This window comes from Streptomyces sp. NPDC006283, assembly GCF_040613325.1.
Lineage (GTDB): Bacteria > Actinomycetota > Actinomycetes > Streptomycetales > Streptomycetaceae > Streptomyces.
Genome location: NZ_JBEXRZ010000132.1, coordinates 1 through 20,203, shown reverse-complemented (window position 1 = coordinate 20,203; position 20,203 = coordinate 1). Strand labels below are relative to the sequence as shown.

The 20,203-nt window shown below is 71.3% G+C and carries 19 protein-coding genes; 9 read left to right on the top strand and 10 right to left on the bottom strand.

Annotated features, from left to right (window positions below; genetic code table 11):
* The coding region (locus ABZ070_RS24330) for an ATP-binding cassette domain-containing protein (protein WP_356637245.1) at positions 1 to 1,327 on the top strand (1,327 nt) is incomplete at its 5' end.
* A gap of 1 nt (position 1,328) precedes the next feature.
* The gene (locus ABZ070_RS24325; RefSeq protein ID WP_356637243.1) at positions 1,329 to 4,187 is read left to right on the top strand and encodes an NHLP bacteriocin export ABC transporter permease/ATPase subunit; all 2,859 of its coding nucleotides are present in this window, start codon (positions 1,329 to 1,331) and stop codon (positions 4,185 to 4,187) included.
* A gap of 59 nt (positions 4,188 to 4,246) precedes the next feature.
* On the opposite strand, the gene ABZ070_RS24320 is transcribed toward ABZ070_RS24325, so the two are convergent.
* Complete coding sequence (locus ABZ070_RS24320; protein WP_356637241.1) at positions 4,247 to 4,630, bottom strand: hypothetical protein; 384 nt, start codon at positions 4,628 to 4,630, stop codon at positions 4,247 to 4,249.
* A 328-nt stretch (positions 4,631 to 4,958) separates the two neighbouring features.
* On the bottom strand, positions 4,959 to 5,882 hold the full coding sequence (locus ABZ070_RS24315) for a MurR/RpiR family transcriptional regulator (protein ID WP_356637239.1): 924 nt from the start codon (positions 5,880 to 5,882) through the stop codon (positions 4,959 to 4,961).
* A gap of 208 nt (positions 5,883 to 6,090) precedes the next feature.
* Between ABZ070_RS24315 and ABZ070_RS24310 the strand changes: the two genes are divergently transcribed.
* The gene (locus ABZ070_RS24310; protein ID WP_356637247.1) at positions 6,091 to 8,586 is read left to right on the top strand and encodes a SpoIIE family protein phosphatase; all 2,496 of its coding nucleotides are present in this window, start codon (positions 6,091 to 6,093) and stop codon (positions 8,584 to 8,586) included.
* Positions 8,579 to 9,358 carry a uracil-DNA glycosylase gene (locus ABZ070_RS24305; RefSeq protein ID WP_356637237.1) on the top strand — a complete coding sequence of 260 codons (780 nt, stop codon included), beginning with the start codon at positions 8,579 to 8,581 and terminating at the stop codon, positions 9,356 to 9,358. Before ABZ070_RS24310 ends, ABZ070_RS24305 begins: the two co-directional genes overlap by 8 nt.
* Here ABZ070_RS24305 and ABZ070_RS24300 read toward each other — a convergent pair.
* The 4 genes from ABZ070_RS24300 to ABZ070_RS24285 form a co-directional block, all read right to left on the bottom strand.
* Positions 9,339 to 11,465 (bottom strand): xanthine dehydrogenase family protein molybdopterin-binding subunit, encoded by a 2,127-nt coding sequence (locus ABZ070_RS24300; RefSeq protein ID WP_356637235.1) that lies wholly within the window; start codon positions 11,463 to 11,465, stop codon positions 9,339 to 9,341. The two genes, ABZ070_RS24305 and ABZ070_RS24300, sit on opposite strands and share 20 nt — an antisense overlap.
* A complete protein-coding gene (locus ABZ070_RS24295) occupies positions 11,462 to 12,469 on the bottom strand; it encodes a xanthine dehydrogenase family protein subunit M (protein WP_356637233.1) in 1,008 nt (335 codons plus the stop codon). Before ABZ070_RS24295 ends, ABZ070_RS24300 begins: the two co-directional genes overlap by 4 nt.
* Complete coding sequence (locus tag ABZ070_RS24290) at positions 12,466 to 13,020, bottom strand: 2Fe-2S iron-sulfur cluster-binding protein (protein ID WP_356637231.1); 555 nt, start codon at positions 13,018 to 13,020, stop codon at positions 12,466 to 12,468. Before ABZ070_RS24290 ends, ABZ070_RS24295 begins: the two co-directional genes overlap by 4 nt.
* Before the next feature lie 74 nt (positions 13,021 to 13,094).
* On the bottom strand, positions 13,095 to 14,594 hold the full coding sequence (locus tag ABZ070_RS24285) for an FAD-dependent oxidoreductase (RefSeq protein ID WP_356637229.1): 1,500 nt from the start codon (positions 14,592 to 14,594) through the stop codon (positions 13,095 to 13,097).
* A 260-nt stretch (positions 14,595 to 14,854) separates the two neighbouring features.
* Here ABZ070_RS24285 and ABZ070_RS24280 point away from each other — a divergent pair, with 260 nt between their 5' ends.
* Genes ABZ070_RS24280 through ABZ070_RS24270 form a run of 3 tightly spaced genes read left to right on the top strand, consistent with a single transcriptional unit; the run spans position 14,855 to position 15,920 of the window.
* Positions 14,855 to 15,010 (top strand): hypothetical protein, encoded by a 156-nt coding sequence (locus ABZ070_RS24280; RefSeq protein WP_356637227.1) that lies wholly within the window; start codon positions 14,855 to 14,857, stop codon positions 15,008 to 15,010.
* Between the two features lie 37 nt (positions 15,011 to 15,047).
* The gene (locus ABZ070_RS24275) at positions 15,048 to 15,410 is read left to right on the top strand and encodes a DUF3040 domain-containing protein (protein WP_356637225.1); all 363 of its coding nucleotides are present in this window, start codon (positions 15,048 to 15,050) and stop codon (positions 15,408 to 15,410) included.
* A gap of 12 nt (positions 15,411 to 15,422) precedes the next feature.
* Entirely contained in the window at positions 15,423 to 15,920 is a 498-nt protein-coding gene (locus ABZ070_RS24270) for a DUF6328 family protein (RefSeq protein ID WP_356637223.1), read from the top strand.
* 41 nt (positions 15,921 to 15,961) lie between these two features.
* Here ABZ070_RS24270 and ABZ070_RS24265 read toward each other — a convergent pair whose 3' ends face one another.
* The 4 genes from ABZ070_RS24265 to ABZ070_RS24250 all read right to left on the bottom strand — a co-directional run bounded on the left by ABZ070_RS24265 (position 15,962) and on the right by ABZ070_RS24250 (position 18,380).
* Positions 15,962 to 16,672 (bottom strand): DUF6766 family protein, encoded by a 711-nt coding sequence (locus ABZ070_RS24265; RefSeq protein ID WP_356637221.1) that lies wholly within the window; start codon positions 16,670 to 16,672, stop codon positions 15,962 to 15,964.
* Positions 16,673 to 16,759: 87 nt separating this feature from the next.
* Positions 16,760 to 17,176 carry a hypothetical protein gene (locus ABZ070_RS24260; protein WP_356637219.1) on the bottom strand — a complete coding sequence of 139 codons (417 nt, stop codon included), beginning with the start codon at positions 17,174 to 17,176 and terminating at the stop codon, positions 16,760 to 16,762.
* Between the two features lie 70 nt (positions 17,177 to 17,246).
* A complete protein-coding gene (locus ABZ070_RS24255; RefSeq protein ID WP_356637217.1) occupies positions 17,247 to 17,639 on the bottom strand; it encodes a DUF6479 family protein in 393 nt (130 codons plus the stop codon).
* A gap of 156 nt (positions 17,640 to 17,795) precedes the next feature.
* A complete protein-coding gene (locus tag ABZ070_RS24250) occupies positions 17,796 to 18,380 on the bottom strand; it encodes a TetR/AcrR family transcriptional regulator (RefSeq protein WP_356637215.1) in 585 nt (194 codons plus the stop codon).
* Positions 18,381 to 18,492: 112 nt separating this feature from the next.
* Here ABZ070_RS24250 and ABZ070_RS24245 point away from each other — a divergent pair, with 112 nt between their 5' ends.
* Entirely contained in the window at positions 18,493 to 19,503 is a 1,011-nt protein-coding gene (locus tag ABZ070_RS24245; RefSeq protein WP_356637213.1) for an NADP-dependent oxidoreductase, read from the top strand.
* Between the two features lie 175 nt (positions 19,504 to 19,678).
* Positions 19,679 to 20,149 carry a VOC family protein gene (locus ABZ070_RS24240; RefSeq protein ID WP_356637211.1) on the top strand — a complete coding sequence of 157 codons (471 nt, stop codon included), beginning with the start codon at positions 19,679 to 19,681 and terminating at the stop codon, positions 20,147 to 20,149.
* The last annotated feature ends 54 nt before the right edge of the window (positions 20,150 to 20,203 follow it).

Sequence of the window (20,203 nt, the reverse complement as noted above, 5' to 3'; positions counted from 1 at the left end):
CGCCCGCGACCTCGCCGCGGCCGCCGTCGACGGCGTCGTGGTGCTCCTCTACGCCGCGCTGCTGTGGAGCTACGACCCCCAGCTCACCGTCTTCGGCATTCTGATCGCGCTGTTGAACGTGGTGGCGATGCGGATCGTCATCCGGCTGCGCTCGACACACACCCAGAAGCTGCGGGCCGACAGCGCACGCCTCACCAACACCTCGTACACGGGTCTGCAGCTCATTGAGACGATGAAGGCGACGGGCGGGGAGAACGGCTTCTTCCGCCGCTGGGCGGGGCAGCACGCGACCACACTCGACGTGCAGCAGCGCCTCGGCGTGCCCAGCGCGGTCCTCGCCGTCGTCGCCCCCACCCTGGCGACACTCAACAGCGCGCTCATCCTGTGGATCGGCGGCCTGCGCGCCGTGGAGGGCCACATAACGATCGGTCTGCTCGTCGCTTTCCAGGCGCTGGTGGCCCGCTTCACCGCACCGATCACCCGGCTCAACGGAGTGGCCGGCCGGATCCAGGATTTCGCCGCGGACGTCGCCCGGCTCAAGGACGTGGAGAGCTTCCCCGTCGACCCGCTCTACTCCCGCGAGGAACCCGACCCGAGCAGCCGCAGGCTCAAGGGGCACGTGACGCTGGAGAACATCACCTTCGGATACAGCCCGCTCGACCAGCCGCTGCTGAACGGCTTCTCCCTGACGGTGGGTCCGGGCAGTCAGGTGGCGCTCGTCGGCGGCTCGGGCAGCGGCAAGTCCACCGTCTCCCGGCTGATATCCGGCCTCTACACCCCCTGGGAAGGGATCATCAGCATCGACGGCCGACGGCTGGAGGACATCCCCCGCGGCGCGCTCGCCGCCTCCGTCTCCTTCGTCGACCAGGACATCTTCCTCTTCGAGGGGACCGTCCGTGACAACGTCACACTGTGGGACCCCTCCATTCCCGACGAGGCCGTCGAGACCGCCCTGCGGGACGCCGCGCTCCACGATGTGATCATGCGAAGGCCCGAGGGCATCCACAGCCGCGTCGAACAGGACGGCCGCAACTTCTCCGGGGGCCAGCGCCAACGCCTCGAAATCGCACGGGCACTGGTGCGCCGGCCGAGCATCCTGGTCCTCGACGAGGTCACCAGCGCCCTGGACGCGGAGACGGAGCGGCTCATCATCGACAATCTGCGCCGGCGCGGCTGCGCGTGCGTCGTGATCGCCCACCGGCTGAGCACCGTGCGCGACAGTGACGAGATCGTGGTGCTGGACCACGGATCCGTCGTCGAACGCGGCCGCCACGAGGACCTGGTCGCCGCCCAAGGCGCCTACGCAGAGCTGGTCAAGGAGCACTGACGTGTCATCCGTACACCCGGCCGCCACCGGCCCCGTCGACGCCCCGGCGCAGACCGATCCGGTGATCCACGCGCTCGGCGGCCTCGGCGCACCCGTCGACTGCACCGGCCTGCGCAGCCTGCACCTGGAAGGACCGCAGGTGCTGTGGCTGGTCGTGAACGGGAGCCTGGACCTGTTCGCCGTGGACGCCGCCGCGCAGGGCCACTGGCACTTCCTCGGCCGTCTGGAGCCGGGAACCCTGCTCCTCGGCCCGGTCGAGGGACCCCAGCACACCCTGACCGGCCGGCCCTCGCAGGACTGCCTGCTGCGCCGCATCCCGCTGCGGGAACTGTACGTACCGGAGTACCCGGAGCCGTATCCGTCCGCGTACCAGGACCCCTACGGCCGGACGGCCGCGACCCAGCTGGAGTACGCCTTCGGGCTAGGCGTCGGCAGGGGGCTCGGCGTGCTCTTCGAGGCGCCCCTCGACGGCCGGCCGGCCGCGGAGGAGGCGATGGCCGACGACGACGTCCTGTGGATGCAGGTCGAGCCGGGCAGCGTGCAGTACGGCGCCACCTACAGCGCGGAAGCGGCGGGTGACCTGCTCGTCGCGGGCGCGATGTGGCAGGGCATGGTCAACCAGCAGTACCGGCTGCTGTCCGCCGTCGACGGCTGGATCGACCAACTGGAGCGGGCCCACGAGGACCGGACGGCCGCCGGCATCAAGGCGGGCGCCGACGTCTCGGCGCGGGCCGACGAGGCACTGCTGGCGTCCATCGGCCGGTGGGACCGCTCCGGCCGCGGCCATGCGGGCGCGGACGGCGACGACACGCTCCTCGCCGTGTGCCGGCAGGTCGCGACGGCAGCGGGGATCACGCTCGCCGACCCGCCCAAGGGAGGACCGGCGGACGAACGCGTCACGCCGGTCGAACGCATCGCGATCGCCTCCCGGATCCGCACCCGGCCGGTCCGTCTCGAGGGCCGCTGGTGGCGGAGCGACGCCGGTCCTCTCGTGGGGCACCGGGCCGCGTCCGGCGCGCCGGTCGCGCTGCTGTGGCGCCGCGGACGCTACGAGGCCGTCAATCCCCTCACCGGCTCACGGACCCGGATCGGCAAGGACAACGCCGACGAGTTCGAGGCGCGCGCCGTGATGTTCTACCGGCCCCTGCCCGAACTGCCCGCGAGTGTCTGGCGTCTGGTGCGCTTCAGCCTCCGCGGCACCCGCATGGACCTGCGGAATCTGCTGCTCGGCGGGCTCGTCACCGTCGCCCTCGGAGCCCTCGTGCCCATCGCCACCGGACAGATCCTCGGTGTGTACGTGCCGAAGGCGGAGACCGGCCTGATCGTGCAGGTGTCGGTCGCCGTCATGATCGCCGGCATCGTCTCGGCCGCCTTCATGCTGCTGCAGAACCTCACCATCCTGCGCATGGAGGGCCGGATCGAGAGCACCCTCCAACCCGCCGTCTGGGACCGGCTGCTGAGGCTGCCGACCAGGTTCTTCGCCGAACGGTCGACCGGTGAGCTGGCGAGCGCGGCCATGGGCATCAGTTCCATCCGCCGTGTGCTGTCCGGCATCGGGCCGGTGGCCGTCCAGTCCACCACCGTCGGCGCGATGAACGTGATGCTGCTCCTGTGGTACAGCGTGCCGCTGGCGCTCGCGGCCATCGGCATGCTGGTGGTCATCGGCACGGTGTTCCTCGTCATGGGACTCTGGCAGGTGCGCTGGCAGCGCAGGCTCGTGGAGCTCGGCAACAAGCTCAACAACCAGGCGTTTCAGACCCTGCGAGGGCTGCCGAAGCTGAGGGTCGCCGCGGCGGAGAGTTTCGCGTACGCGGCCTGGGCGCGGCGCTTCGCGCGCTCCCGCGAACTGCAGCAACGGGTCGGCCGCATCAGAAACCTGACAACGGTGCTGGACGCGGTCTACCTGCCGCTCTGCTCGCTGATCATGTTCATGCTGCTGGCGGGTCCGGCCCGCGGGTCCATGTCGGCCGGTGAGTTCCTCACCTTCAGCACCGCCGTCACCATGCTGCTGACCTCCGTCACGCAGCTCACCGGTGTGCTCGTGTCGGCAGCGGCCGTGCTGCCCATGTTCGAGCAGGTGCGACCCATTCTCGACGAGGCGCCGGAAGTGCGCGGCGCGAGCGCGCAGCCCGGCACTCTGTCCGGTGCGATCGAGGCCAGGAAGCTCACCTTCCGCTACGCCGACGACGGGCCGCCGGTTCTCGACGACGTCTCTCTGCACATACGGCCGGGCGAGTTCGTGGCGATCGTCGGCCCCAGCGGATGCGGCAAGTCGACACTGCTGAGGCTGCTCATCGGTTTCGAGCGGCCCGGCTCGGGGACCGTGCTCTACGACGGCCAGGACCTGGCCGCCCTGGACCCCGGCGCCGTGCGCCGCCAGTGCGGTGTGGTGCTGCAGAACGCACAGCCGCTCACCGGGTCGATCCTCGACTGCATCTGCGGTGCGGAGACGTTCTCCCAGGACGAGGTGTGGGAGGCGGCCGAAATGGCGGGCCTGGCGGACGACATCAAACGGATGCCCATGGGACTGCACACCATGATCGCCGGAGGCGGCGCGATCTCCGGCGGCCAGCGGCAGCGGCTGATGATCGCTCAGGCCCTGGTGCGCCGCCCGCGCGTCCTCTTCTTCGACGAGGCGACCAGCGCGCTCGACAACGAGACCCAGCGCGTCGTCATCGAGAGCACCCGCCGGCTCGACGCCACACGTGTGGTCATCGCCCACCGGCTGACCACGGTCATGGACGCGGACCGGGTGATCGTGATGGAGGACGGCAGGATCGTCGAGGAGGGCCGGCCCGCCGAGCTCCTCGCCCACACGGGTGGCCGGCTCCACGAGCTGGTACGCCGGCAACTGGCGTGAACGGCAGGCGCGGAACCGGGCCCGCAGCGCCTTGCGCAGGGCGCTGCCGTCGCCGGCTGCTACCGCTTGCGCGGCGTGCCGCCGCCCGCGAGGAGAGCGTCGCCGACGAGCCTGACGCCGCGGGCGAGCCGTCCGAGCTGCTCGAGCTCCATCGCGTAGAGCCGGATCGTGTTCTCGATGACGGTCTCCGCCACGCCGAGCGTCGGCAGGTCGGTCCGTGACGTCTGCATGGCCACCCGCACCGCCCGCATCTCGTGCTGGATCTGCAGCTGCGCATGACGCGCGAGCAGGACGGGGTGACGGGTGAGCGTCGAGTAACCGGCGTAACGGGCGGGCAGCAGATCGCGGAGCCAACGGGCCGCCGTGCGCTCCCAGTCGTGGCTGCCGGGCGTCTTCACCTGGCAGGGCCAGTCCGGACCGATCGGGGTGAGGGTGTGGGACATCGTCGTCGCTCCGCATGGTGCCGATGAACTCTGATCGAGAGGGGGCGGCGGTCCCGGCCCAGGGGTTGACCGGGACCGCCGAGGGCATCCGCGGCGGAATGCGGAGCCCGGTGTGAACACCAGGGGACGGCGCGAGGAGGGAGCGCCGGACCGCGAGTGTTCGGTTGGGGAGGGCGTGGGTACAGCCCTCGTGGCTACGGAGGACACCGGCGCCACACGTAGTAAATATATATACCGTCGAGTAAGCAAGAGTATGAAAAATTTCATGCACCGCTAGGCCTGAAAAAGTCCGGTAAGAGACCGGTTCGGGCTGCAAATGAAAGGCAGATCAGTCGTCGAGGAAGAAGTCGTGCTGGTCCGCCACGTGCTCGTAGCCCTCGAGCCTCACCTGCGTCCGCTCCGGGTCGGCATCGGCCATCGCCTGCAGCACGGCCGCCGACAGCACACCCGGCGCCGCGTACGAGTCGAACACCAGCCGCGAGCCCGTACCGGCCGTGAGCGTCACGTCGGCCTCCTCCACCAGCGGCCCGAGCGTCATGTCGGTGACCAGTGCGACCCGCAGCCCGGTGCGGCGGGCCGCCCGCAGCGCCGCGAGCGTCTCGTTGGCGTGCCGGGGCATCGCGAAGGCCAGGACCCAGGTGCCGCCGGCCTCGCGGGACTGCAGCAGCGCGTCGTAGGCGACGCTGCCGCCGCGGGTCACCAGCCGCACATCGGGATGGATGCGCCGCGCGGCGTACGCGAAGTACTCCGCGAGGGAGACCGAGATCCGCAGTCCCAGGATCGTCAGGGGCACCGAACGGGCCAGCTCGCGGCCGAGGTCGAGCACCCGGTCGGTGTCGGCGAGAACCCGGCGCAGGTTCTCCAGGTTGTCGATCTCCGCGTCGACGGCGGCCTGCAACTCGTTGCGGCGGATTTCCTCCCGGCTCTCCGGGGATGCGGCGACCGCACTCAGTGCGATCGGCTGCAGCGCCTCGCGCAGGGCGGGGAAACCGGTGTAGCCGAGCGACGTCGCGAACCGGGTGACGGAGGGCTGACTGACACCGACGCGCTCCGCGAGGTCGGTGATCGACAGGAACGCGGCCTCTGTCAGATGGTCGATGATGTACTGGGCGATGCGCCGCTGGCCGGGGGAGAGGCGGTGGCCGCCGAGCAGTGCGAGGACCCGCTCCGCCGGAGGGGCCTCCTTCTCCGGGGCAGGCCTGCCCGGGGTGATCGCGGCCGCCTGTGCACGTTCCTGCTGCCCTGATGGCACCGGTGTGCCCCCTTCTATGTCCAGCCCGTCCTCAACATAGCCCACCCGCCCCTGCCGCCACGAAGATCATCCCCGGGGCGGCGACGGGCCTCCCACCGCCCCGACGGCGTGCCGCACGGAGATGCGCCGCACGGCCGCCGGGGAGCATCCTTGCAATGTGACCTGGTACGGCATGGCCCCGCGCGCCCCGTCCGGTGAGCTCGAAACCATGCCCGCGCGAGTGACGAAAGCGGGCAGCCGAGGCCTCGTCCCGGACGAACTCGCGCTGGTGCTCGCCCAGGCCGAGGTGGGCGCCATCGAGGCCGTCGGGGGGTTCGCAGGCACCCTGTTCATGCGCTCCGCCTCACCCGACCTGCTCAGGATGGCCGTCATCGCCGGCCTGCCGGGGCCGCTGTTCAGGCCCTGGTGGCGCATGCACGTGAACAGGCCCTTCCCGGTGGCCGAGGTGTACCGCTCCGGACAGGCCGTCCACCTCGGCGACGCCGAAGAGGCGATGCGCCGCTTCCCGCAGTTCATGGCGGGGCTTCCCTTCCCCTTCGGCTCGCTGTTCGTGCCGATCTGCCACGGGCGCGAGCGCTTCGGAGTCCTCGCGGTGCTGCGCCCCGCGACACCCGGGCAGCCGGTCGGCGAGGAAGACCGTCGCCGGCTCCACGAGGCCGGTCTCCGGCTCGGAGAGACGCTCGACGGACTGGGCGCGGACGGCTCCCGCATCGAGTGGGACGGCGAACCGGTGTCCGTCACCCTTCCCGCACTCCTCACACCCCCGGTACGGGTCGGCCACTTCGACTGGAACCTCGACCACGGCACGGTGACCGGCGACGACGAACTCTGCGCCATCCTCGGCACCGACCCGGCCAACTTCCCCGGCACCGTCGAGGCGATGGCCGCCCGGCTGGAGCCCGAGGACGCGTACGGGCTGTGGACCGTCGCGCGCCAGGCCGCGGAGTCCGACCGCCCGGTCTCCCGCAGGATGCGCCTCCAGGGCCCGGACGGACGCCCGCACCTGCTCGAGGTGTCCGGCCGCCGGGCCCGGTCCTCCAGTGGCGACACCGACACCCATCTGACCGGATTCCTCGTCGACCTCGGCGCCGGCCCCGTCGTCCCCGAAGCGGCCGACCGGCTTCCGCACGGCGTCTGCACCGTCGACCGGCTCGGCCGGATCACCTACGTCAACCGCAACGCGGAGACGATGCTCGGGCACCCGCGCGGCGAGCTGGCCGGCCGGGTGCTGTGGGACGCGCTGCCGTGGTTCTCCCAGGCCGCCCACGAGGACCACTACCGGGCCGCGCTGCTGTCCGACGAACCGGTCCACTTCACGGCCCGGCGGTCGGACGACTGGATGTCCGTCTCCGTCTTCCCCGGCCACGACGGGCTCACCATCACGCTCACGCCGGGGGAGCGGCCCGCCTACGCCCCCGGTTCGGTCCTCGCACCCGGCGCCGGCCTCGGTTCGCCGGCCGACCGGGCCGTCGCGCTCTACCGCCCCGTCGCCCTCGCCATCGCGCTGACCGAGGCGGTGACCGCCCGCCAGGTCTCCGCCGTGGTCACGGAGGAGCTGCTGCCCGCCTTCGGCGGCCGCCAGCTGGCGATCTATCTGCTGAGCAACCGACAGCTCTACCTCTCCTGGGAGACCGGCTTCCCGCGCGGCTTCCTCAGCCGGTTCGACGGCGTCGGGCTCGACGCCCGGCTGCCGGGCGTCGAGACGCTCACCACCGGCCGGCCGATCTTCTTCGAGTCCATGCAGCACCTCGCCGACGCCTACCCCGGCATCCCCCTGGACGCCCATGTCGGCGCCCGGGCCTTCCTGCCGCTGATCGCCTCGGGCCGGCCCGTCGGCACCTGCATCCTCGGCTTCGACCAGCCGCGCGGCTTCAGCCCGGAGGAACGCACGGTGCTGACCGCGCTCGCCGGACTCATCGCCCAGGCCCTCCAGAGGGCCCAGCGCTACGACTCGGAGGCCGCCCTCGCCCGCGGCCTCCAGGACGCCCTGCTGCCGCACCGGCTGCCCGTCGTCGAACGCCTCGACACCGTCGGCCGCTACCTCCCGGGCACGCAGGGGATGGAGGTCGGAGGAGACTGGTACGACGTTGTCGAAACCGGCAGCGGTCTCGCACTGGTCGTCGGGGACGTCCAGGGCCACGGTGTGGCGGCCGCGGCCACCATGGGCCAACTCCGCAGCGCGGTAAGGGCCTTCGCTCTCAGCGGTCATGATCCGCAAGAGGTGATGACCGGCACCAACCGGCTGCTCATCGACCTCGACCCCGGCCAGTTCGCCAGCTGCTGCTACATCGTGCTCGATCCGGTGACCGGTATGGGGCAGGCCGTGCGCGCCGGTCATCTCCAGCCGCTGCTGCGCCACCCGGACGGTACGACCGAGGTGTGCGGCTTCGCCGGCGGTATCGTGCTCGGCGTGGATGCCGACGCCACCTACCCCGTGACACAGATGCGCCTCGAACAGGGCGCGGTGCTCGCCCTGTTCACGGACGGCCTGGTCGAACGGGCCGGCATCGACATCGACTTGGGCATCGAGTGGCTTCGCACCACCCTCGCAGACCTGGGAGCCGCCGGGCTTTCGGACACCGCGGACCGTCTCATCAACGAGGCGCGGCGCTCCGCCGACCGCCCCGACGACATCGCGCTCCTCCTCGCCGCCCGCTCGTCGGACAGCACCGGTCCGGACGAGTACGGAGGCGCGGGTGAGTGACGGGGACGACTTTCCCGCCCGCACGGCGCCCCGCTGCACCGGCCTCGGCGAGCTCGACGAACAGGTGACCCGCTGCCGGGCCTGCCCGCGGCTGGTCGCGTGGCGGGAGTCGGTCGCCGAAACGAAGCGGGCGGCCTTCTCCGACTGGGAGTACTGGGGCAGGCCCGTGCCCGGCTTCGGGCCTCCCGACGCGGCCATCGCCGTCGTCGGCCTGGCGCCCGCCGCGCACGGCGGCAACCGCACCGGGCGGATGTTCACCGGCGACGACTCGGGTGATGTGCTGTTCGCCGCTTTGCACACCGTCGGCCTCGCCTCGCAGCCCACGTCCACCCAACGCGGCGACGGCCTCGAACTGCGAGGCGTGCGCGTCACCGCGCCCGTCCACTGCGCCCCGCCGGAGAACAGACCCACGCCCCAGGAGCGCGACACCTGCCGGCCGTGGCTCGCACATGAACTGTCCCTGCTGCCGAACCTGCGCGCCGTCGTCGTCCTCGGCGCCTTCGGGTGGCAGGCGCTGCTGCCCGTCCTGGAAGCCACGGGGCGCCGACTGCCCCGGCCCCGGCCGGCGTTCGGACACGGCGCCCACATCGTCCTGCCCGGCGACACGCACGACGGCGACGACGAAGGCAGCGGCGGTCGCGTCCGGCCCGAGCTGCACCTGCTCGGCTGCTACCACCCGAGCAGGCGCAACGTCTTCACCCGGCGGCTCACCCCGCCCATGCTCGTCGACGTGCTCCGGCACGCCGCCGCCGTCACCGGCCTGGACCGCTGACCGCCGCCCCGTCCTCGAGCCGCTCGAGCACCTTGTCCGGGGTGAGCGGCAGCTCGCGCAGCCGTAGACCGGTCGCGTGGTGGACGGCGTTGCCCACGGCCGCGGCCGTGCCGACGATGCCGATCTCACCGATGCCCTTGCTGCCCATCGGGCTGAGGTGCCGGTCGTCCTCCTCGACCCAGTGCGCCTCGATCGAGGTGACGTCGGCGCAGACGGGCACGTGGTACGAGGCAAGGTCGCACTCGGCGAAGTCGCCGAAGCGTTCGTCCATCGTGCTGCCCTCCATCAGCGCCATGCCGATGCCCATCGTCATCCCGCCGATGAACTGGGAGCGTGCGGTACGGGGATTGAGGATGCGGCCCGCCGCGAACACGCCGAGCATCCTGCGCACCTTCACCTCGCCCGTCACGGTGTCCACCTGGACCTCGGTGAAGACGGCCCCGAAGGCGTGCCGGGCATGGGTCTGTTCCCTGCCCGTCTCCTCCTTCGTGTCGGCCGTCGCGGTCAGCCCCTCCGGCGGCAGCTCTCCGCGATGGTCCGCGAGACGTCCGGCCAGCAGCGTGGACGCCTTGTGGACCGCCCATCCCCAGGAAGACGTGCCGCAGGAGCCGCCGGCCAGTGAGGCCGCCGGCAGGTCGCTGTTGCCGATCTCGATGTCCACCGACTCCAGGGGCACGTCCAGCACGTGTGCGGCGATCTGCGTCAGCACGGTCCGGGCACCCGTTCCGATGTCGGTCGCGTTGATGCGGATCCGGTAACGGCCGTCGCGCCCCGCGTGGGCGGACGCGGTGGAAGGGACGATCAGTACGGGATAGGTGCTCGCCGCGACTCCCGTCCCGAGCAGCAGGTCACCGTCGCGGGAGACCCCGGGGCGCGGATCGCGGCGCTGCCAGTCGAAGAGGCCGGCGCCCCGGCGGAGGCACTCGGCGAGGTTCCTGCTGCTGAACGGCAGACCGCTGTCCGGCTCGGTCTCCGGTTCATTGCGCAACCGCAGTTCCACCGGGTCCAGCCCGGTCGCGACGGCGAGTTCGTCCATCGCGGACTCCAGCGCGTACATCCCCGGCGCCTCGCCCGGGGCGCGCATCCACGACGGGCTCGGCACGTCGAGGGGCGCCACGCGGTGGACCGTACGGCTGCTGGGGGAGATGTACATGACGCGGGCGGGGACCGCGGCCTGCTCCACGAACTCCTTCACCCGTGAGGTGTGGGTGACGACCTCATGGGCGAGAGCCGTGATCCGGCCCTGGGCGTCGGCCCCCAGCCGGATGTGATGCAGCGTCGGCGCCCGGTGGCCCACAACGGCGGGCAACTGGCGCCGCGGCACGGAGAGTTTGACGGGACGCCCGGTGTGCCGGGCGGCCATGGCCGCCAGTACGACGGACGGCCGGGGTGTCCCCTTCGATCCGAAGCCGCCGCCGACATGCTCGGAGATCGCGGTGACCTGTTTCCTGTCGAGGCCGAACAGCTGGGCGAGGGCGTCCCTGACGGCGCCGGTGCCCTGGCTCGAGTCCCGGACGGTCAGTCGGCCGTCGTACCAGTGGGCCGTGGCGGCGTGCGGCTCCATCGGATGGTTGTGCAGGGCGGTGAGGGCGTACTCCACGTCGACACGGACGTCGGCCGCGGCGAACGCGCTGTCGAAGTCGCCCCGTTCGCGCACCGCGGGGAAGCCCCCGTTGGCTTGCTCGGGTGTGTAGATGCCCGGGTGGCCGGTCGTGAGGCGTACGTCGTGCTCCTCGGACTCGTAGTCGACGCGCAGCGCCGCCGCGGCCGCGCGAGCGTTCTCGAGGGTGTCGGCGACGACCACGGCGACGTACCAGCCGCGGTGCGGGACGCGGTCGTCCTGGAGGAGCGCGAGCGTACGGTCGTCCGGCGTGCCGAGGCGCTCCGCGTTCTCGTGGGTGAGCACTGCCAGCACCCCCGGCAGATCGAGGACCTCCGCCGTGCCGATCGCACGGACCCGCCCTCTGGCGATCGCGGCGGGCACCGGCCAGGCGTACGCGCACCCCGACGGCGTGTGCTCGACGGCATAACGGGCGTGGCCGGCGACCTTGTCCCGGGCCTCGAGCCGGACGGCGTCGTTGCCCAGCACGCCGGGCGCCCGGGTCATGAGTGGTCCTCGTCGTCGCGGGGCCCCGACAGGAGTCCGGTCAGGACACTCACCGCGAGATTGCGGGCTAGCCGCACCTTGAAGGCGTTGTCCCGCAGCGGCTGCGCCGCCGCCAGCTCGGCCTCGGCCGCCCGGGTGAACGCCTCCCGCCCGGCCGGAGCTCCGACCAGCAGTGACTCGGCCCGGCGGGCCCGCCAGGGCCGGTGGGCCAGACCGCCGAACGCGAGCGCCGCGTGCTGGACCTCCCCGTCCTCCACGGCGAGGACAGCGGCCACCGACACCAGGGCGAAGGCGTACGAGGCACGGTCGCGGGCCTTGCGGTACGCCGAGCGCGCGCCGGGCGGCACGGGCGGCAGCTCCACGCCGGTGACGAGTTCACCCGGGCGGATCTCGGTGTCCACCTGGGGGCGGTCGCCGGGCAGACGGTGGAAGTCCGTGACCGCCAGCGCGCGGTCGCCGTCCGTCGAGTGCAGATGGACGGTGGCGTCGAAGGCAGCCAGCGCGACGGCCATGTCGGAGGGGTGCGTGGCGACGCAGTGCTCCGAATGCCCGAGCACGGCGAGATCACGGTGCACCCCCTCCCTGGCAGGGCAACCGGTGCCGGGCGCACGCTTGTTGCAGGGCTTGGAGATGTCCTGGAAGTACGTGCACCGGGTGCGCTGCAGCAGGTTGCCGCCGGTGGTCGCCGCGTTGCGCAACTGCCCCGAAGCCCCGGACAGCAGGGCCTGGGACAGGGCGAAGTAGCGCGTCCGTACGGCCGGATGGGAGGCGAGGTCGCTGTTGCGCACGGCGGCGCCGACCAGGAGCCCTCCGCCGGGAACGCCCTCGATCGTGTCCAGCGGCAGCCGGCTCACATCGATGAGCACGTCGGGGGTGGCGACGCCGAGCTTCATCAGGTCGACGAGGTTCGTCCCGCCGGCGAGGTACTGGGCTCCGGTGTGCGCGGCGAAGGCGGCGACGGCCTCCGCGGCGGTGCCGGGGCGGACATAGGCAAAAGGCTTCACAGCGTCACGTCCTCGATGGCCGCCACAATGTTGGGGTAGGCGCCGCAGCGGCACAGGTTGCCGCTCATGCGCTCACGGATCTCCCGCGGGGTGAGAGACACGGGCCGGCCCTCGCCCGTCACCAGCGAGGCCTGGCCCTCGGCCGCCTCCGCCAGCATCGCGACCGCCGAGCAGATCTGGCCGGGAGTGCAGTAGCCGCACTGGAGGGCGTCTCTCGCGACGAAGGCCTTCTGCACGGGGTGGAGCTCGCCGCCCGCTCCGAGCCCCTCGGCCGTGGTGATGTGGGCCTCGTCGTGGGACACGGCGGGCATCAGGCAGCTGTTGACCCGTCGCCCGTCGGCGATCACGGTGCACGAGCCGCACTGGCCGTGGTCGCAGCCCTTCTTCGGTCCCGTCAGGTCCAGGTGCTCACGCAGGGCGTCCAGGACGGTGGTGCGGTGGTCGAGCGACAGTGTGTGCCGGACTCCGTTGACATGCAGGGTGACCGCGGACCGGTGCGCCTCCGCGATGTGCGGCGCGCCCTCGGCCTCCGGTCGGCTCGTCGGTTCCACGCCGCGGCGCCTCTCCGGTCGGATGATGTGTGCTACTTCCTACCAGCCTGGGGCAGATTGCGCGGCTCGGCCGCTCAGGAGCCGTCGACATCCCGCTGTTCGAGGGGCCGGACGGCCGGGCCCTGCAGTACGGAGCCGTCGACGTCGAAGCGGGAACCGTGGCAGGGACACTGCCAGCTGCGCTCGGCCTCGTTGAACGAGACCAGGCACCCCAAGTGCGTGCAGCGGGCCGACACCGCGTGGCAGGTGCCGTCGTCGTCGCGGTACACGGCGCAACGCCGGCCGTGCAGACGCACGACCGCACCGGTCCCCGGCTCGATCTCGGCGGCCGTGTCGACATGCGTCGTACGCAATCGGTCCCCGACGAAGTGCCGGCCCACCTCCGCCTGCTGCGAGAGCATGGTGGGCGCCTCGCGCAGCGTGCTCCACATCCGCCGCGGGTCGTACAGGTCAGTCCACGGCGGCTTCACGGCGCAGATCAGACCGGCCAGCAGGCGCCCGGCGAGCACACCGCCGCTCATGCCCCATCCGCCGAAGCCGGTCGCCACATAGGTGTGCCGGGCGCCCGGGTGGAAGGGGCCGACGAGGGGCACGGTGTCGCTGGAGTCGTTGTCCTGGGCGGCCCAGCGGTAGGCGGTCTCCTCCACCGCGAAGTGTGTGTGCATCCACTCGTCGAGGCGCTCGATCCGTTCCGGGACGTCCCCGGTGCCGGGGGTGAAGTTCTCGCCGGTCACGATCAGCAGCCGGCGACCGTCGCCCAGCGGGGCGGTGCGCACCGACCGTTTGCTGCCTTCCTCGCAGATGTACATCCCCTTCGGGTCCCTGTCCGCGGGCAGCGGTGCCGCCACGACCAGCTCGCGGCGGGGGGACATCCGGGCGAACAGCAGTGCACGGTCGAAGACCGGAAAGTGCGTGGCGACGACGACATCGCGGGCGAGGACCGTGCAGCCGTTCTCCGTCGTGAGCCGGCACGGGCTTCCCTCGTGCAGCCCGGTGACCCGGGTCCGCTCGTGGATCGTGCCGCCGTACGCCGTGAGGTCGCGTGCCAGGCCGAGGAGGTACTTGCGCGGGTGGAACTGCGCCTGCCCCTCCACCCGCACGGCACCGGCCACCGAGAACGGCAGCCCGGTGTCCTCGACGTAAGCCGCGTCCAGGCCCGCTTCGCGGGTGGCCTCCGCCTCGGCTCGCAGCGCCGAGCGCTGCGCCCCGTCGCGGGAGTAGACGTAGGAAGGACCGCGCTCCAGCTCACAGTCGATGCCGAGCGCCGAGGACACCTCGGCCACGCGTTCGACGGCCTCCTGCTGGGAGCGCGCGTAGAGCCGCGCGCCATCGGCGCCCCTGGTGCGCCGCAGCCGGTCGTAGACCAGCCCGTGCTGGGACGTCAGCTTCGCCGTCGTGAACCCCGTGACGCCCGCGGCGATCCGGTCCGCCTCGAGCACCACCACGGACCGGCCGCCTTCTCTGGTCAGTTCCCACGCCGTGCTCAGACCGGCGATCCCGCCGCCGACGACGGCGACGTCGACGGTGAGGTCGCCTTCGAGCGACGGGTAGGACGTGGTCTCGCTGGTGCGCATCCAGTGTGAATCCGTCGTGCGCATGCGCGGGTGTCCGGCCGCATGCCGTGTCGACTGTTCTGCCGTGCGCGGAGGAAGAGGGTCGTTGGACATGCGGTCCGAGTGCCCGGCCAGAGCCGGTCGAAGCCTCCTTCGGATACGGCCGTCCGGGGGACTGACGCGGAGCGGACGGGGTACCCGACACGACAGAAATCCGGCAGCGGCCGTGAACCGGCGCCGTCAACCTGGCCGGTATCGAAGCCCCGAAGGAGTTGTCAGCCGTGGAAACCCGGGCCGACACCGAAAGGATCCACAGTCGTGTCAGCGAGCAGGAGCGGATACGCACCTGCAGACCCGCGGTGGTCACGCAGGGACGCGAACCCGACCGCACGTGGGAGCCCGGCCCGGAGGCGAACATCGTCCGGGGCGAGGACTGATCCGAACTCGTCGTCACGCGTATGGGAGGCGCCAGCCATGGACGAAGCCGGACTCTCCGAACCGGAACGTCTGATCCTGGCTGAGATCGAACGGGATCTGCGCACAGATCGGGCCCTGGACCGGCGTCTTCGGACGATGAGCCCCGAACCGCCGCACACGGCGGCCGGCCACCGATTCCGGGCCCATGCTCTCGGCGCCGCCGTGAGCGTCCTGGCGGCCGTGACCCTCGTCCTCCTGGTGATGGCCGCCTCCAGCTCGTCACCCGGTCTGATCTGGGCCTTCGCCCTCACGTGGGCACTGACCCTGGTGGGGCTGCTCACGCTCGTATGCCGCTGGTCCAGGCGGCTGGCGGCGCGGTGGCACGAGGCGGGCCGGCGGCCCGCCTCCGGGCCGGCCTGAACGGGCGGCCCGATGGGCATCGCCCCGAAAGGCCCCGGAGACCGCCGGGAGAGCCCCGACGAGCGGCTCGACCGGCTGTGGGGTGAGCTCCTGCGCGAGGTGCGGGTCGCCCTGGCCGGGGTCCAGCTGCTCCTCGTCTTCCTGCTCGCGGTGGCCTTCACACCGCTGTTCCCCCGCGTCGGCGAGGCCGACCGGATCATGTACGTGGTGAGCCTGCTCCTCGGAGCGGCCGCCACGGGAGCGCTCACGGCGCCCGTGAGCATGCACCGCATGACCCGCGGACGCGGGATGAAGTACGAAGCCGTGCGGTGGGCCTCGCTTTTCACCCTAGCGGCGCTCGCGCTCTTCGCCGGCATGGGGGCGCTCGCCATCCTGATCGTGCTGCGCGCGGTTCCCGCGACAGGAGACACGACGGCGCTCGTACTCACCGCGGCCGTGGTGGGCGGACTCGTGCTCTGCTGGGTGGTCCCGGCGCTGCTGATGCGGCACCGAGGCCGCCGCGACCCGTGACATCGAGACGCGCCGTGCGCCTTGGCGGCCCGGCATGTCGCTCAGCCTTCGACGCTGGTCGCCCCGTGCGAGGACCCGACCGGCTTCGATTCCGGGGAGCCGCGCTGGCGGAGGTAGACGGAGAGGATGACCATCGACGCGACCGCCAGCAGCTCCGACTGCCAGTTCTGCAGCGTGCGGTCCCAGAAGTCTGCGGAGAACACGTACTGCGACCAGCTCAGCGGGGCCTGCAGCGTCCGCAGTTGTTCCGCGTTGTGCGCGGCCAGGCCGGCGATGGACTGGGCCAGCCACGACAGGACGAAGATCGTGCCCATCACGACGCCCAGGGAGCGGGAGTACAGGACCTGGCGCAGCCCGCCGGCGGCGGCCCACCGCGGCGAGTCGGGCGTGGCGTACTCGCCCATCCGCTGGTCGCGCTCGGTCTCCGGGCCTGCCATTTCGAGCTTCTTCGACTCGGGCGACCCCCGCTGGAGCAGCCAGACCGTCCCGAAGATGAACAGGAAGAACTGCAGATACTCCGACTGCCAGTTCTCGGTGACGTTCACCGCGAAATCGGACGAGGTCAGATAGGCGCCGAAACCGACCGGATGCAGGCCTTCGGTGACCAGCTCGTTGTTCAGACGGGCCTGCCCCGCGAACGCCTGTCCGAGGAGCGCCAGCAGGAACGCGGTGCCGAAGACCAGGGTGAGGCTGTTCTCCCTGAGGGCCTGAGGCAGGCCGCGCCCCCGAGATGAGCCGGGTGCGGCCGTCACCGGTGCATCACCCCCAGCGCGATGAAGTACGCCAGACCGCAGCCGGCGATCAGCAGACAGAGGACGAACAAAGCCCGCGTCATCCCGTCATGCCCCCTTGACCAGGCACTTGTACGGCTGCCCCGTCCGGGATTCGCACCCTGCCGCCGTGATCTTCCATCCGTCCGGGAACGTCGACAGGAAGAGCGTGTCGCCGCCGAGGACCACGCGGGCCTCCCGGCCGTACACATCCACCCGTCGGGTCGGTCCGCCCTCGGGCAGACCGGCGTCGGCGAGCGCCCGCGGGCAGGCCGTCTCCGCCGAGTCCTCGAACTCCTCCAGGGTGCCGGGGGCGAGCGCGGAGCAGGCGCTCTCGCCGTCGCCTTCTTCCAGATCGGCCTCGAACCGCTCCACGGCGCGGGCGGCCGAGTCCTCGCGCTCTCCTACCGATGCGCAGCCGCACAACACCACTCCGGCTGCCCCGGCTGCCAACAGGACCGGCCACCGGCGGATCGCACGCGACAACTCGCCTCCCTTCCGAGCAGGAACGAATGCCGCCGGCCGATGAGCCGGCGGCATGACGAGGGAACAGGACTCAGCCGCCGTGACCGCCGCTGCCGAAGGCGCCACCGCTGTCGTCGGAGTCACGGGGCGGCTTCTTCTCCTGCGCGGGGCGCGACCCCATGTTCCCGTAGCCGTGGAGCTCGTGAGGGGTCAGACGCCCCTCGACCATGTGACCCTCGCTCGGATCGAACTCGTCGGGCTCCAGACGGCTCTCGAAATGTGTCTGGTGGTCGGGCCGCTTCGGCTGCTCGTCCTCCCCTGGAGGCCGGTCGCGCCGCCGGCGCGCGCCCACCTGCCAGACGATCCACACGAGGAGCACCAGCAAACCGATCACGATCAGACTGAACACGATGACCGCGGGTGCCCCCTCACCGGCCGCGAGGTCGGCGGTGGGGTCCCCGGCCGTGGGGTTGATAGTGACCATGCATACCGGGTACCCATTTTGACCGGTATATCTGCCGGTGCCGAGAGTGACGCCTGAATGGACGCGCCGCCGCCGCCCTTGCGGGCCGGGTCACGGATCTCGGCGGCACAGCGCATGGTGCGCAGGACAAGCACCGACTTCTGCGCACGCATCGCGTCAGGCAGGACGGCGTTCCCCCTCGGCATCGCTGCTCGCCGCGCTGGTCAGGATCGCGCTTGCGACAACGTCGAAGAGGTGATCGGCGCGTGGCGCGAGCGAGGGTTGATCGCCGAGCCAAGCGAGCGCGGCTACCAGCGCGAACAAGTCGGCGCCGTCGATGTCGGTCCGCGCCATGCCTCCGGCCTGGGCCCGGGCGAGGAGCCGCGCACCGGCCGCGCGCAGAGTGACGCACGAAGCGTGGAGTGCGGAGTCGGTGTCATCGATGGCGGCTGCCATCAGCACGACCACGCCCCGATACTCGGTGGTCCACGCGACGCAGTCGCGTAGCCACGAAACGAGAGCATCGTCGGGCGAGCTGGACGTCTCGAGTTTGCCCGCCTTGGTGGTCAGCTCGTCGAAGCTCGTGCGGAGCAGGGCATCGAGAAGCGCCTCGCGCGTCGGGAAGTGACGCAGCAGCGTTGCGAGTCCGACCTCGGCCCTGCGCGCGATGTCGCGCAGTGACACGTCGACGCCTTGCTCGGTGAGGGCGGTGCCCGCTACTGCGAGCAGGTGGTCGCGGTTCTTCCTTGCGTCGGCCCGCATCTGTCCCCCTTGACTTCCGGATCAGTGGTCCATATATTCGGATCAGTGGTCCACTTATGTGGATCGCTGATCCGAATGAGTTTAGCCCGCAGCGCGGGCAGGGAGAAAAACGATGCCGATACACACGATGAGGGCGGTCCGGCTCCATGAGCACGGCGGCCCAGAAGTTCTGCGTCACGACGAGGTGCCGATTCCCGAGCCGGGGTCGGGTGAGGTGCTCGTTCGCGTGCACGCGGCCGGCGTCAACCCACCCGACTGGTACCTGCGCGACGGGATGTCCAACCTGCCTCCGAAGGTGAGGCCGAAGTTCAGCTTGCCCGTGATTCCGGGGACGGACGTGTCGGGCGTCGTCGAGGCCGTTGCGTCCGATGTGAACGGCTTCTCCGTCGGGGATGAAGTCTTCGGTCTCCTTCGCTTCCCCGGTTTCGACGGCAGCACGTATGCCGAGTACGTGGCGGCGCCTGCGTCGGACCTCGCACTCAAGCCGGCCGGCATCGATCACGTGCACGCCGCCGGGGCGCCCATGGCCGGGCTCACCGCGTGGCAGTTCCTGATCGAGCTCGGACACGACCACCCGTCGCCCTTCCAGGCGGCGCAGCATCGTCCGGTGCCGCTCGACGCCGACGTGACGGCGCTCATCAACGGCGCCGCGGGCGGTGTGGGGCACCTCGCGCTGCAACTGGCGAAATGGAAGGGTGCACATGTCATCGCGGTGGCGTCGGGCGCGCATGAACGGTTCCTGCGTGAGCTCGGCGCCGACGAGTTCATCGACTACACCAAGAGCCGTCCCGAGGAACTCGTGCACGACGTCGACCTCGTTCTCGACACCGTCGGCGGCCCCGGCAGCAGGCGCTTCCTGCGCACGCTCAAGCGCGGCGGCTCCCACTTCCCGGTCTTCTTCGGCGAATTCGACGAAGAAGAGAACGAGAAGCTGGGCGTCACCGTCACGGGCACCCAGGTCCGCTCGAACGGCGCGCAGCTTGCCGAACTGGGACGTCTGCTCGACGCGGGCACGGTCCGCGTCGCGATCGACAGCACCTTTGCGCTCGCGGATGCCCGAGCCGCGCACGAACGCGCCGCCCGAGGGCACATCCAGGGCAAGATCGTGCTCACGGTCGTCTAGCCACGAGCCGTTTAACCGACGCGCGGACCGCGGCGGACGAGCCACCCCCTCCGGCCGTCACCGCCGTCCGCCGCAGCAGCCGTGCGGGCGACGAAGCGTCCCGGCTGCCACTGCCTGTTGAACCGGTGACGCATCGGGCGTCATCCACCGGCATCAAGTAACAAGGACACCCCCCATGAAACTGAAGCTCGAAATGATCGTGCTGCCCGTCTCCGACATCGACCGGGCCAAGGCCTTCTACGAGAGGGCCGGATTCCGCCTGGACGTCGACTACACGGCCGGCGAGGACGTCCGGGTCGTGCACTTCACACCGCCCGGCTCCGAATGCTCGATCACCTTCGGCGAGGGGATGACCCCCCTTGCACCCGGCTCGTTGCAAGGCCTGTACGTCATCGTCTCCGACATCGAGCAGGCGCGCGCGGAACTCACCGGCCGCGGCATCGAGGTCAGCGAGATCTTCCACGACGCAGGCGGCCTCTTCCACGGCCACGAGGACGGGGAAGTCACCCACCGCCGCCCCGGCCAGGAACGGCTGGCCGGCCTGCACCCGGAGCGCGCCTCCTACGGCTCCTTCGCCACCTTCAGCGACCCGGACGGCAACGGCTGGGTGCTCCAGGAGGTCACGCAGCGCCTCCCCGGCCGCTGACAGCCCCATAGGCCACCGTCCAACCCGCTGCCGTCCGGGCCATGTTCGGCCCGG